9 protein-coding genes are annotated in these 14,281 nt (G+C 64.1%); 1 reads left to right on the top strand and 8 read right to left on the bottom strand.

Features of this window, described 5'->3' with window-relative positions:
• The first annotated feature begins 13 nt into the window (after positions 1-13).
• Positions 14-2,509, top strand: a complete 2,496-nt coding sequence (locus tag G3572_RS18475) for a cation:proton antiporter (protein ID WP_164614655.1) — start codon at positions 14-16, stop codon at positions 2,507-2,509.
• 520 nt (positions 2,510-3,029) lie between these two features.
• On the opposite strand, the gene G3572_RS18480 is transcribed toward G3572_RS18475, so the two are convergent.
• The 8 genes from G3572_RS18480 to G3572_RS18515 all read right to left on the bottom strand — a co-directional run bounded on the left by G3572_RS18480 (position 3,030) and on the right by G3572_RS18515 (position 14,278).
• A complete protein-coding gene (locus G3572_RS18480; protein ID WP_164614657.1) occupies positions 3,030-5,531 on the bottom strand; it encodes a S8 family peptidase in 2,502 nt (833 codons plus the stop codon).
• Positions 5,524-6,504, bottom strand: coding sequence for an AAA family ATPase (locus tag G3572_RS18485; RefSeq protein WP_205518797.1), 981 nt, complete (start codon positions 6,502-6,504; stop codon positions 5,524-5,526). The genes G3572_RS18480 and G3572_RS18485 overlap by 8 nt, the downstream gene beginning before the upstream one ends.
• A 347-nt stretch (positions 6,505-6,851) precedes the next feature.
• Positions 6,852-7,019 (bottom strand): hypothetical protein, encoded by a 168-nt coding sequence (locus tag G3572_RS18490; RefSeq protein WP_240335631.1) that lies wholly within the window; start codon positions 7,017-7,019, stop codon positions 6,852-6,854.
• Complete coding sequence (locus G3572_RS18495; RefSeq protein ID WP_435530991.1) at positions 7,006-7,251, bottom strand: hypothetical protein; 246 nt, start codon at positions 7,249-7,251, stop codon at positions 7,006-7,008. Before G3572_RS18495 ends, G3572_RS18490 begins: the two co-directional genes overlap by 14 nt.
• Positions 7,248-7,922, bottom strand: coding sequence for a YcbK family protein (locus G3572_RS18500; RefSeq protein WP_164614663.1), 675 nt, complete (start codon positions 7,920-7,922; stop codon positions 7,248-7,250). Before G3572_RS18500 ends, G3572_RS18495 begins: the two co-directional genes overlap by 4 nt.
• Before the next feature lie 73 nt (positions 7,923-7,995).
• Complete coding sequence (locus G3572_RS18505; RefSeq protein WP_043132951.1) at positions 7,996-8,304, bottom strand: hypothetical protein; 309 nt, start codon at positions 8,302-8,304, stop codon at positions 7,996-7,998.
• Between the two features lie 33 nt (positions 8,305-8,337).
• Positions 8,338-10,260 carry a DUF2793 domain-containing protein gene (locus G3572_RS18510; RefSeq protein ID WP_164614665.1) on the bottom strand — a complete coding sequence of 641 codons (1,923 nt, stop codon included), beginning with the start codon at positions 10,258-10,260 and terminating at the stop codon, positions 8,338-8,340.
• Between the two features lie 19 nt (positions 10,261-10,279).
• Positions 10,280-14,278 (bottom strand): baseplate multidomain protein megatron, encoded by a 3,999-nt coding sequence (locus G3572_RS18515; RefSeq protein WP_164614667.1) that lies wholly within the window; start codon positions 14,276-14,278, stop codon positions 10,280-10,282.
• Between the last annotated feature and the right edge of the window lie 3 nt (positions 14,279-14,281).

Consider the following 14,281-nt stretch of genomic DNA (forward strand, 5'->3'; position numbering starts at 1 on the left):
CATTGGTCCTGTCATGGATGTCATCTCGCTCGTCGGCATCGTTGCCGCGCTGTTCATCGTCATTTCCCTGAGCGAGCCCCTGGCCGACCGTACCCGGCTGCCTTACACGGTGGTACTGGCCATAATCGGCACCCTGATCGGCCTCGGGGCCGTCTTCCTGGTCGATCACGGCCGCGACATCCTCGGCCTGCCGCTGGCCGTCGAGATGTTCGAGATCAACATCCGCGCCAGCGTCTTCCTTTACGTCCTGCTGCCGACGCTCCTGTTCCAGGTCTCGCTTGGGCTGAACCTGCGCCGGATGGCCGACGACTGGGTGCCAATCCTCGTCATGGCGGTGCTGGCCGTGGTGGTGGCCACCTTCGCCATCGGCTTTGCGCTGACCCCTTTCACGACACTGCCGCTGATGGCCTGCCTGATGCTGGGGGCGATCGTCGCCACGACCGATCCCTCGGCGGTGGTCAGTATCTTCCGCAACATCGCCGCCCCCCAAAGGCTGACGCGGATCGTCGAGGGCGAGAGCCTGCTGAACGACGCAGCCGCGATCGCGCTCTTCGGCTTCTTCCTGACCTTCGTCATGCTGGGGGTGCCGAACCCGACCTTGCGGGATGCGCTGGTCGGCTTTCCCACGCTGGTCTTCGGCGGGATCGGCATCGGCTGGATCTTCGCGCGAATCTGCATCGCACTCTTCGCGCTGATGAGCCGCTATCCCCTGGCGCAGGTCTCGCTCAGCGTGGCCCTGCCTTATGTCACGTATCTGGTGGCCGACCAGATCCTGGGCGTCTCGGGCGTGATCGCTGTGGTCATGGCCGGGATGACCTTGAACTTCCTCGGCCCCGGCCGCCTTTCGCCCGGCAGCTGGACCAACCTGCGCGAGGTCTGGGATGTTCTTGCTCATTGGGCCGGGGCGCTGATCTTCCTTCTGGCGGCATTTCTGGTGCCCCGTCTGCTTGGAGACGTCCAGCTACGTGACCTTGCGCTGATCGGCGTGGTGATCGCGGCTGCGACGGCGGCACGATTGTTCATGCTGTACGTCGTCCTGCCGCTGCTGACGGCGGCGCGGCTATCGCCTCGCGTGGATCGCCCCTATCGCGTGGCCATCCTTTGGGGTGGGTTGCGCGGGGCCGTCACGCTCGCCCTCGCGCTGGCCGTGACCGAAAACCTCCGCGTGCCGATCGATATCAAGCGCGAGGTCGGCATCCTCGCCACCGGCTTCACGCTCTACACACTTCTCGTTCAGGGGACGACCCTGCGCTGGATTATCGCGTTTCTCGGGCTCGACAAGTTGTCTCGGCTGGACCGGGCACTGTCGAACCAGGTCATTGCTGTTGCGCTGGGGAATGTGCGTGAGGAGGTCGCGAGTACCGCGCAACGCCATGAGCTGACGCGGGAGATCGTCCGCTCTGAAGCCAAGCGCTTTGCAGAACGGCTGGACAGCGCCATGGCAAAGGCCGAAGGCGCCGACGAGATCCCCGATCGCGACCGCATCACACTTGGCCTCGTCGCGCTGGCCGGACGCGAGCGGGACATGATCCTCGAGGCGTTCCGCGAACAACAAATCTCGGCCCGCCTGGCTGAGCAGATGCTGTCGGACGCCGACCGGTTGATCGAACGAACGCGGGCGGGGGGGCGTGACGAGTACCGCACGGCGGGGCGCCTCAGCCTGGTGCAAGGGCGCTGGTATCGCTTCGCAATCTTCCTGCACAACCGGCTGGGTCTCTCCGGCCTGCTGGGCCGCATGACTGCGGACAGGTTCGAGATACTGCTGAACCAGCGGGTGATCCTGCGCGACCTGCACGGGTATATCGACGGAAAGATCCGCCGAATCCATGGTCGCCGGGTGGCAGATCTTCTGCACGAGCTGCTGAAACGGCGCGAGGATGAAACGCAATTGGCGCTCGATGGGCTGCGGCTGCAGTATCCGGGCTATGCGGAGGAGATCGAACGCCGGTTTATCCGTCGCACCTCTCTTCGGTTGGAAGAACGGGAATACGACATTCTCTATCAGGACGGGCTGATCGGCCGGGAGCTTCTGACCACGCTCAAGAAGGAACTGGCCGAGCAGCGCAAGCGCGCCGAATCGCGCCCGGCACTGGATCTTGCGGTGCAGAAGACAGAGCTAGTACGTCAATTCCCCCTGTTTGCCGACATGGACGATGCCGCCAGGACCCGGCTCGCGAAGTCGCTTAAGGCGCGCTATGTCCAACCCGGCGAGGTGCTGATGCGAAAGGGCGACGTGCCCCGCGAAGTCTGCTTCATCGCCTCCGGAGCCGTCGAGGTCGAAACAGCAGGGCAGAGGAGCAAACTGGGCCGCGGCGACATGTTCGGGCAGTTGTCGCTCTTGAGCCGACAAGTCCGGCGAACCCAGATCACGGCAATCAGCCATACGACACTGCTTGTGCTCGATGAAGTCCGCTTCCGGCGATTGCTAGAAGGGAGCGAGGCACTTCGCTCAGCCGTGCGGGCGAGCGCCGAGAAGCGGGGCTTGCCGATCGAGAACCTTGGCGTGTAGGTATCGCTCGGTAGAACAGGGACTGGTTCTCTTTTGGTGTCTAGCCGCGCGGGAGCGGTCTGGAGGGATCGTTCGCTTTAGGCCGGGTTCGACCGCGTGACGATCATCCTTTTTGCTCGGGAGGCGAAGTTCCATGTCAACGCCATGTCAACGAGCGTACGTCATTTTTCGATGGACCGTGACGGCGAATGCAGGCCAATGTCAGCCAGTGTAAGGACTGAAAATCCGTGGAATCAAAGGCTTATCAGCTAAGGCGCTGATTTTCTTTAGCTATTGGAATCATTGAAATTTCGGCTCATAACCTGAAGGCCGCAGGTTCAAATCCTGCCCCCGCAACCAAAACTTTCAACGATATCAAAGACTTCAAAGACGAGCATAACGCTCGGCTTTTGTCGTTTGCAGTCTACATCAACGCCACATCAACACGACACCAGAAAAACCGCACCAGCACGGATAAGCGTGCAGCCGCGGGCTGCGGCAGGCATTGCGAGTGGCAGCCGCGGCGGCTAGCCACCGAGTGCTAGACCTCGATGCTTGTACCTGCTGTCACTAGCGCGGCGGCTTGGATCGAAACAGGCGTGAAAAGATCGATGTCGAGCTCAGGCGTTTCGATCCCGACCACCAAAGAATACCGAGTTTTGTTTGCCACCCTACCAAGTGCGCGGCGCTCTCGCCACCAACCTGCTATCGGATAGACGTAGATTAGGTCCCGTTCGACGAGCTCGACCGCACTGCCTTCCCAGGTGTCGCTGTGGATTGATCCCGCGGAGATAGATTTCGGTCCAAAGAACCAGCCATCGTTGTCTTCATTCACCGGGCGCGGATCGTCCTCATCCCGATCATCCTTGTTGACGCGCCGAAGGAAGTTCCCATCGGTTTCCCTGGCGCGCTTCAAATCAAAGCGCAGGCCAAACGACTGATATCGAGCAGGGTCGATCGCGCTGGCAAAGCTTGGGTTAGGCTCGATGAAGTACGACAGAGTGACTTTCAGGCGCACGCTTTGATCGCCGAGCCCTTCAAGAACATCTCGTGGCCACGGCAGGCGATAGACATGGGAGTCACTGAACCGAACACTCCCATCTTCGATCCTGAAAGGCTGAATGTACCTCTGGGCGACGAGGGCGAGGTCATTCGATGCCGACGCCAAGGCGCGCTTCAAATCCGGCACGCCGTAGCCATACTTTCTTGCTAGGTTTTTTCGGTCACTCTTCGACGCGGAGCCATTGAACTCACCAAGCATATGGGGGGTCCAGCGCGCACTATGGACCATCAAAGCACGTACTGTTTCAGGCCAGTAATCGGGATGCTCCGCCATGATGCAGGCAGCCATCCGACCGGCCTGTGCTGTGGCTGCGCTTGTCGCCCAGAACGGCGTGACTGAGTTGGCACCAGCAGATTTCGACGTCGTAAGCAACGAAAGAGATGGGAGACCGGAGACCGCCTCCGATCCAGAGCGACTGAGAGCACGGTTGCCTGCTTCAAAGACGATCTCAGGCTTAATGGGAGATTGGCTTGACCGCCAAAGTGTTGTTGTTCGACTGTAGGGGCTGCGCTCTCCGGGTCGCGCCCAGCCGGACCAGTCCCGGTATCCTCTCTCCGCGATTTCCGACTTGATGGTAGTGCCACCTACCGTCAGTGCGTTCCACGCCTGCGCTGGATCTTCGCCAGGGAAGGCATCGCCGTCTGCGATCTCTTCCGCCCTCGAATTGTCCCGGATGTTCCCAAGCGCTTGAACGAACAGGCGGCGGATGTGATCAGGACCTTCGTCGATTGCATCGGTGCCGGAACTGATCTGGTCTAGGGCTGAACTCCAGCCGGTCGGTTCCGCTCCGGAACGATCCTCGTTGGTGATTGCCATGCAGTAGACCCGTGCGCGATCCGGAGCGGAGATTTCCGGAAGCGATGCTGCTGACGTGGTTATGGCGCCATAGGAGAAGGGATCATTCGGATCGAATCCGTCAGGCGGGAGGATTTTTACGGACTCCAGTCGATGCCTCAACGTGGGCCGCGATGCATCACCGAGGCGGGCAGTCAGATCTCCGTGCATTGCAAGACCTGCCATGCCCGACCCGTGCCCAATATCACTGTGATCATCTACACCCCATTCCGATGCGACAGCATGCATGTCAGCTGGCGCAAGAGCTGGTTCGATCAACGGATGGCCGCGATTGACGCCAGTGTCGAGGAGGCAAACTGCAGGGGCATCACGACCAGGCCACGATGTCCGTTCGGCAAGGTCATCGACAAACTCATTGACCATCTCAGCGAGCTGATCGGTGAAAACCGTGGGTGTGTCTGTGGCCCGCCTGATTTCCGCGACACCACCAGTTGAAAACAGAAGCAGCTCGATTGCTGCGCGCCGACCGAATACCGGCAGAACGACTACTTCCGGGAACTGCAGCCGTGTATCTTCCGATCCCAATGTCAGACCAAGTCTCAACGCTACGTCTTCAACGCGATCAAGCCGATCCTTGAAGCACCAAAGTGCCCACCAGATCTCCGCCTGCGACCCTTCAGGCAAAGCAGCTGGGTCATCGCGCCAGAAGGATTGCAGACGCGCAGTCCGAATATGCTCGATCGGCTCGACACGAGTCTTCTTCGGAGGTTCGGCGCCTGGCTCGACATCGGCGAACGCGTAGTCGCGAAAAACGGCCTCAAACACATCGCGGGTATCATCTGGAACGAAAAGCGCAATCCGCCTCGCTCCATTCTCCGAGATCGTCACTGCACCCTGTCTTGTGCCTTCGCGCTTCTTCTCGAGCGTTGTTGGGCCCGCAGACGGTGCAAGTTCAACTTCGATGTATACGCCATCCGGTGGCAATGCACCGTCCGGAAGATCCAACGCTTCGCGGCCACGATCTGCAAAGTTGAACGCAGTGTCGAGCTCTGCGACGACCCTCCGGCCATGTTCTTCGCGAATTCGCTGCAAAGTGCGCTGCCGCGGGGTACTGCCCGGTGACTTGTAGTCACGAACACCGGCCAAACCACTTAAATCAATGTGTCGGTGCTCGTAATCAGCCAATGGAACCCTTGTCGTCGATAAACACTGTCTTCATGTCCTGCCGCTTCTGAAGTTCGTGCAAGAGATCGGTGGTGGAAATGCTATTTCTCTCGGAAAGAATCGCCGCTTTGACCGCCTCTTCGGCCGCGTTAGCAATCTCGGCCTGGCTAAGACCATTGGCTGTGGTCTCAATGGTTTTCCAAGCGAGCTTGGGGTACTTCATGGGCGAGAGGTGCGCCTTGATGATGGCCCTTACTTCCTCGTTAGTGGGCATTTCGAACCGGAGCACTTCATCGAAGCGCCTGAGTAGAGCGCGGTCAAGAAGCGACGGGTGGTTGGTCGCTGCCACAAGAACACTGTCAGTGACAGAAGGCTCTTCCATGAACTGCAGGAAACTGTTCAGCACGCGGCGCATCTCGGCAACGTCATTTGTCGCCATGCGGTTGCTGCCAACGGCATCAAACTCATCGAAAAGGTAGACACCGCGACGTTTCTGCGCCTCGTCGAACACGAGCCGCAACTTTGCCGCCGTTTCTCCCATGAAGCGAGTGATGAGGCTTTCCAAGCGGATGACGAAGAGCGGCAATCTCAGCTCGCCCGCCAGCGCCTCTGCTGTCATCGTCTTCCCCGAGCCAGGAGGTCCAGCAAATAACATGCGCCGACTGGGCGTCTTTCCATGTTCTCTAAGCCAGTCTCTACGCTGTTGCTGCAGAATGAGCGCGTTCAGATGTGCACGAACTGGTGAACTCAGAACGACGTCGGCAAGCCGAATTCTGGGTTCCCTCAGGTCAAGGAGGCTGTCGAGGTCGCCGCGGGGTCGCGAAAACGCGATCGGGACTGAAGCTTTTGTGCCGCGCTGTGATCGTGCTGCATCCACTGCTGCGCGAATTTCCTCCGCCGTCACACGATGACCTTGGCGCGCCTCCCCGGCAGCGACCTGAAGTGCGATGGAGTAGAACTGCTCATCGTCGCCCTCGGCCTTGCTCCTCAGCATCGCCAGTATCTGCTTTGCGTTTGACACTGCGTTGCCCCAGCCGATCGTCGTTTTTGGAGCAGGATAGTTCAGCCTGGCTGATTTGGAAAGCTTCCTGAGGTCGCACCGTCTTACCGCTAGCCCTCATTTCGCTCCCCAATGCTGTCTTTGGCTTCGTCGGCGTGGCGGGCATGGGCACAATTGTGCCCATCGCTGCGCGGGACAGGCAGGACAGCATCTGCCATCATCAACCCGCAGCGAATCCCTGCCTCTCGTTGACAGCCTGAATCCATGAACCGGGCCGGGCAATGCGCTGCGGTCGAGGCATCCGGCGCTTGCCTCGTGGCAGGCTTCGCCCGGCCCGGCTTTCACCGGCACGCATGCGCTTGATCGCGCAGTACGGCATAGTCGCTCAGCATCCGCGCTATGACGGCGCCTTCCGAAAGCTCCTCGACCTCGTCGGCCGCGCGGGCCTGCTCGGCGCTTGTGTAGTCCACCACGGGCGGACATGGCGCGCGGGCATCAGAACCGTCCATCGCGCAGCCGGTCAGCCAAAGCATCGCGATCAGGAGGGCGGCGGGCGGCAGCGTCGAGCATCTGGCGGTGGATGGCATCGTTTCTCTCTCTGGCATCAAGCCGTTCGGCCGCGCGCCCGGCGCGTTCGCCTGCGCGGCGGAGGTTCAGAAGGAACAGCAGGATCGCTGCTCCGGTGAGGATGAGGCCCAGCGCCTTGCGCGCCGGGCCATGGGTGAGGAGCCAGCCGATCACCGCTGGCCCCGTTTCCAGTCGTCCAGTCGCGCATGGATCGTGACGGCGATGCCGATCAGGGCGATGGCGATCAGCACCCAACGCAGGGTGTCGAGGTAGGGCACCAGCGGCTGGATGGTGGATTGGGTTTCAGCGAGGATGTCCTGCAGCACCTCCACCCCGGCTGCGCCAACGGTGGCCGCGCCAGCCGCGCCGCCACCGCGCAGCGTGCGGCTTTCCGACAGGATTTCGCGCGCGGGCGGCAGTTCCGGGGCGAAGGGCACCGCGCGCGTCGCAAAAGGATCGCCCCAGGAGCGGGCAGGACCAAGGTCGATGTGCATGAAGCCCGAGCGGGGATAGTATCCGAACCCCAGGAACCCGACCGCCCGCGCCGCTGCCTCGAAGGCCGAAGGATCGTGGTTCGCCATCGCGATGTCAAAGGCTGTGCCCTGCATGTGCTTGGACGCGGGGGCACCGCCCACGGCGCGATTGTGTTCCGGGCTGCGATAGGCGGAGCGGATGATCAGCGGCTTGCCGAGGCGGTCGCGCAGGGCCTGCAGCTTGTCCATGGCTTCCGTGTTGATCTTGATCGCGCCGGTGCCGCGGCAGGCGATCTCGGCGGCCGAGAAGTTCGGCCAGCGCCAGGCAGTCGCTGGCACATCGCGCCAGTTGGGGTAGGTCAAGGTGGGCATGGTGGATCCTCTTGATGAAAAAACCCGCCTCTGGGGCGGGGGATGTGGTCGTGGTGGTGTGGTCGCCTGGCAGTCAGTCGGATCGGCCGCGTTGGAAGGCATCGAAGAGCATGTCGCGCATGGAGCGGATGTCGGTCTCGATTCGGTCGAGGCGGTCGCCGTCGGCCTTGCGGTCCTCGCTGCGCTGCCGGTCGATCCGGTCCCGGTCGGCGATGAGCTCCCGGTCGAGACGATCCAGCAGGGCCTCGTTGGTGAAGGCCTTGCGGGTGATCGCCGCGATAAGGGCCATGGTGCCGCCAATCAGGGCGGTCAGCGCGGCGGTGATCCCGTGGTCCCGAAAGGCCCGCGCGACCTCCCCGGCGAGAGTGGTCTGGTCGTTCATGGTGGTCCTTTCATTGCCGCTGGCTGCGGCCAGTCAGAAATCGGTTTCGAGGTAGACCCCGGCGCAGTCGTAGGCGACAGCGGCGGCGGTCGCGCCGGTGTTCAGGAAAAGTCGCGGCGACAGGAACTGAGTCGCGGCGGGCAGGTCGGCGGTGATCTCCTGCTCGAAGACCGCACCCGAAACCTCGTCGACGACGCGCGCCCAGACAGAGCTTCCGTTCGGCGGTGCCGCGATAAACAGCGTCAGCACCCCGCCAGTCGCGATGGCGAAACTCGCCCCCATGTCGGTCAGGGTTGGCGCCCCGGTGCCATCGTTCGCGGCCAGTTGCCACCGGGTGTGCGTCCCGCGCTGGAAGCCGATGCCGATGCAGTTGACGGCTGCGGCCAGCGTCAGGTTGGTCGCCAGCGCGGCGGTGGAGCCGTAGAGGCCGAAGAACCCCATCCCAGTCGCCTGCAGTGTCGTCAACGAAATCCGCGTGACGAAGGTCCAGCCACCGAGGCCCGCCGCGTTCCCGCGCCAGCAGGCCCAGCCTGCGGATCGCTGGTCGGCCACCGAGTCCACGACCGCCGCCGAGGTCAGACGCCAGCGCCGCATGGAAGCAGCAAGGTTCGTCGCGGCCAGCGTCGGGTGCGACACGGTCCCGACCGAGGTGATCGGCAGGCCCTCAGTCGTGATCGTGGTGCTGACCGAGGGCGACCAGTTGGCGATCCGGTTCACCCCGAAATGCGGCTGCAGGGGGAAATCCCGCCCGGAGGGGCGCATCACGTCGATCCAGGGCGCCCCGGCCCGGCTGCGGGCATAGACGGCGGCCTTCCCCGCGGGCGGCGGGGTCGGCGCTGCGGCCAGTCCCGGCAATACCGTCGGCTGCAGCAGTTCCACCTGGCCGTTGGTGCGGTTGATACGGATCGCGTCGTAGAAGGCCGACCCATCCGGACTGACCTTGAAGCTGAAATCGTCGTTGCCCAAGAGGCCGATCAGCGCTCGGGCAGAGAAGCCGGTCTTGAAGGCGAAGGCCGCGTCATTCCCGGCTGCGGCCTTGTTCACCGTCGCCTCGATCCCGGCGCCTGCGTTGTTCAGGAGAACGGCCGGTGTGTTCACAGACAGACGGTTGTAGCTGTCCGCCGTCGCCCCGCCGAGGCCCAAGAGTTGCGCGGTCAGATTGGCCTGCGGCATGCCGACCTGCGTGACGGCATTGGCGAAGGTGACGGTCGGCGTGTTGATGACGGTCGATCCGCCCGCTCCGGCGGAGGCCGAGCCAATGTTGACGACCGTCGTCGACCCGGATGCCCCGCCCGTGCCGAGGTTCACCGTCTTGGTGATGCCGGTGGTCGTCGCACCAGTGCCCATCCCATAGGTGGCCGTCGTCGTCGCCGTGCCGATCGAGGCGCTAGTGGCCGAAACAGTGACGGTTCCAGACGCCGTGAGCGTCCCAGAGAAGGTCTTGTTGCCAGTAAAGGTCTGGGTGCCCGCGAGGATCGCCAGTTCAGACGAGGTATTCGGTAGGGTGAAGCTGCGCGTGGTCCCGGCGCTGATGCCTGCGAGCGAAAAGGTCGCCTTCTTCGTCGGATCGGCATCGTTCACCAGGCTGAACACCGCGTCCGACACGTCGCGCGGCTCGCCCACCACCTCCCAGGCGCTGCCGGTCCAGACCAAGAACAGCCCCTCTGCTGCGACCCAGACCATCCAGCCAGTGCGCGGCACAAGTCGGATCCACGCACCGTCGATCCAGAAGGCGATGTTCAGGTCCCATCCTGCCCAGAGGCCCGTTGCGCCCGAAGCGACGAGATGTCGGTTGCCGTCTGCCGGGCTTGCGGGCGGGGCCGTCCGCGTGCGGTCGAGGACCGAGAGCTGCACCATGGCATCGAGCAGACGCAGCGCCTCGTTGTGGGTGACATGCTTCTGGGCTTGGGCGGCCAGAAGGTAGGGCAGGCCCAGATGGGTCGTGGTGTCGGACATGGGGGTTCCCGTATTGGGATCAGAATTGCAGAGTGACCGTGGCGGGCGTGCCGCGGCCGAGGCGGTTCGAGAGCTGGTAGATGCGGATCGCCAATGTCTGGCCGGGGCCAAGCAGGGCGCCCCAGTCGGCGGTCTGCTGGGCGGCGGTGTAGAGGACAGAGGTCGTGCTGCTGGTCAGAGTGCGCTTGATCGCAGCCCCGTCGAGGATCTGGACGTCGTAGCTTTCTAGGTCCTCTGCCAAGGGTACCTCGACCTGCTCCCAGGCATCGGCGACCAGCGCGCGGGACCGCCGTGTCCAGCGGATGGTCAGATCGCCCGTGTTGCGGGCCGTTCGCCACGGCTGTTCGACATGCACCGGTGCGAAGGGGACAAGCCCACGGCCAGTGGGGGTGAAGCCCAGCGCGGCGTAGCTGTCATCCGTGACAGAACGTGCGGTCGGGCCGACCCGCCAGTTCCACGGCAGGCCGAGGTCAGCCTCGGCGATGGACAGTGAGGCCAGCGTAACATCCAGCACGACGACCCGAGCCCCGGCCGGTGCCGGATTGCCCATGGCATGTTCCGTTCCGCGCTGGCCACGCAGCAGACGGGTCAGGCGGTACCTGCCTGGCGCGATCAGTTCAGCCTGACCAGCCTGGACGATCTCCCATTGGCCAGCGGCGGCCTCGACCGCCAGCGCATTGGCCCCGCCGAACAGTGTGACTTCTGTCACGCTTTCCAGCGTCCCGGACAGCAGATCGACCACCAGCGCGTTGCCGAGATCGAAGCGTGAGGTGGGGCCCGGAAAGAGGTCGAAGGCTAGTGTGCCGATCCGCGCCCGACTGCCGAATGTGGTCAGCAACGCGAACCCATCCGTCGAGGCGCTGCGGAAGACGGCGATCTCGCCCGGCCAGGGGCTGGCATGGGCGGCGATCAAGGGGCGATGCGCGGGCTGATCTTCCGAAATCTGCGGCAGGTCCAGCATCACCACCTCGGGCATGCCGAAGACGACGGGGCTCGAAAGCGAAGCCGGGCGGGGATCGCCGGGCGGCATGTCATACGCGGCGCGGTCCTGCCGCACCGCCTCGATCCCGCGCGCTTCGGCATCGGCGACCGAGACGAGGCGGAATTCCACCTCACGGCCGTCGTGTGCCAGCCGGATCACGTCGGCCGGATCGAGAGCGAGCCGCGAGGGCGGCAAGCGGAAGGTGGCGCTTTCCCGGCCGATCCACGCCTCCATCAGCGCACGGCGGCAGCGGCGTTCGGCCTCCTCGGGCGGGATGGCCATCGGGAAACTTTCCGAGGCGATGCGCGTCGTGTCGACGGTGATCCGCCGCGCTTCAACCAGCGCCGCGTCATAATCCTCGTCCGCCCGGGCGACCTGCCACTTCAGCGCTTGGGGCAGTTCGGTCTCCTGCGCGCGGACCAATTCCAGCGCCTCGCCTTCCCGGCTGGCCGCCAGATCATCCACCGTCAGGGTGAGGCTGGATGCCCGCCCGCGCATGACGAAGCGGATCACGCCCTCCGTCTCGATGGCATCGAAGCCGAAATGCCTTGCCAAGGTGGAAATCGACGCGCGGGGGCTTTCCAGCGCGCCGATCACATAGCCCTCGACCGCGCCCCAGAGACCCAAGACGTCGATCAGATTCTCCGCAAGCCCGGCGCGTAGGCAGAGATGCCGCACCAGCGCGGCGAGCGACACCGCGCCCAGCCGCCCTGTCAGCCAGTGGCCGAGCCGCCAGTTAGGGCCGTCCGTCCAGACCCCGGTCAGTTCGGGGAAGAAAGGATAGGGGCGCGCGTCCCAGGTCCAGGCAGCGCATTCGGGGACATGGACCATCCGGCCGCCGTAGATCGCGGACACCGGATTGTTGGCCGGGGATCCCCACCACAGGTAACTGGCCTCCAGATAGGCGCGCTGGATGGCATCATCGCGCCAGCCGCGCGAGAAATACGGCGTGAAGCTTTCGGACGACTTCGGATCGAAGAAGACATTGGGCTGGTTCGTCCCCCGGTCGATGGCGGGGCATCCAAGCTCGGTGAACCAGATAGGCTTGGACTGCGGCACCCATGCGGTCGGCGTGCCGCTCTCGATCCCGCCCGGCCGGTTGAAATGCGGGTTCGACCACCAGGCCCGCAGATCCTTGTAGCGGAAGACCCATGGCTTGCCCGCGCTGCCGTCGGTGATGGGGGTGCGGATTTGCGCCGACCGGTGGGCGGCAGAGGCGTAGAACCAGTCGAAGCCTTCACCACCCGCGATGTTCGCCTGCAGGTATCCCCGGTCATGGATCGCGGGCCAACCTTGCAGGGCGTCGGCGTGGTCGAAGCCGTCGCGCCAATCCGACAGCGGCATGTAGTTGTCGATGCCGATGAAATCGATGTTGGCATCCGTCCAGAGCGGGTCGAGGTGGAAGAACACGTCCCCCGTGCCATCGCCGGGCTGGTGCCCGAAATACTCCGACCAGTCGGAAGCGTAACCCACCTTTGTGCCCGGCCCGAGGATCGCCTTCACATCCGCGGCCAGTGCCTTGAAGGCGGTCACGGCCGGATAGGCGCTGCCGCTGGACCGGATCGTCGACAGTCCCCGCATCTCGGTCCCGATCAGGAAGGCATCGACCCCGCCCGCCACCGCGCAGAGATGCGCGTAGTGCAGGATCATCCGGCGCAGGCCCCAATCGCCGGAGGGGCCGGTCCAGCTGACAGTGTCGCCCGAAACGGCGAACTGCGCTGGGGTGGCGCTGCCGAAGAAGCTGGAGACCTGCGTTGCCGCAGCAGCTGTCTTGTCGGCAGTCCCGGTAAAGCCTGCCGCCGGAGAACAGGTGATCCGGCCCCGCCAGGGGAAGCTGGGCTGGCCCGGCGTGGCGGCATTCGCGCTGTAGGGGTTCGGCAGCGTGTTGCCGGGCGGGACGTCCATCAGGAGGAAGGGATAGAACGTCACCCGCAGCCCGCGCGCCCTCATCTCGCGGATGGCCTGCACCACCGCGAAGTCGGCAGGTGTCCCGCCATAGACTGGCCGGTCCTCGGCATCCCGGCTGACGAGATGGGCTGCAGCGCGGGAAACCCCGTTGACCGTCCAGACCTTGGGGCTGGTCACCTTGGTCGCCACCTCGACGCCGGGCTTGATCGTGCAATTGCCCGCACGCAGGTCATTGCCGAACCAGGCGACGACGAGGCTGACGCTTTCGACGGCCGGAGCCATGGCCTGCAGCCGGTCAAGCGCCACGACGATGTCGGCTTCATCCGGAAGCGCGTTCAGGTTCTCGGCCGAGGTCGTGCCACCGGTGGTCTGCCCGAACACCGTGGTCGTGGCGCCCACCGTCTTCCGGACAGCCTCCGTCGCATAGGTGAACTCGCCCGAGGCCGGGATCATGGTGACGGCCTTGACCAGCCCCTCGGCCGTATCCGGGTCGGCCAAGGGCCGGAACACCTCGAAGCTGAGCTGCGGCAGGCGGTTGCCGTAGGTCGAGAGCGCCAGTTCCTCGAAGACCACGTATGCCGTGCCCCGATAGGCGGGCGTGTTGGCTGCACCCATTTTCGCCGCGATGAAAGGATCAGCCGTCTGGGTCTCGTTCCCCGGATACCAGCGCCAGGTGATGCCGGTCATGTCGAGCGGCTTGCCGTCGGCCCAGATACGGCCGATGCCGGTGATTGGGCCTTCGCACAGGGCGACCGCGAAGGACGCATAGTAGAGGTATTCGGTGGTCTGGACCCTCCCACCGCCACCACCCTTGCCGCCGCCTTGGGTGGTGGTCTTGGTCTCCTCGCGGAAATCCGTGGCCCAGATGATGTTGCCGCCGATGCGCATGCGCCCGTAGAGGCGGGGAATGATCGCGCCTTCCGTGGCCGAGGTGATCCGCAAGCTGTCGAGGCGCTGGCCCTCGATCTTCTGCGCCGGGGCTAGCGAGGACACGATCCAGCTGTCTACGACCGACCCGATGGTCGATCCGATGAAGCCACCGATGGCGGCCCCGGAAAAGCCGAGGATCGCGCCACCAAAGGCCCCGCCGATGGCGGAACCGACAGCGCCGAGGACAAGCGTGGCCATGGG

Source organism: Pseudotabrizicola algicola, assembly GCF_010915705.1.
In the GTDB taxonomy this organism is placed as follows: domain Bacteria; phylum Pseudomonadota; class Alphaproteobacteria; order Rhodobacterales; family Rhodobacteraceae; genus Pseudotabrizicola; species Pseudotabrizicola algicola.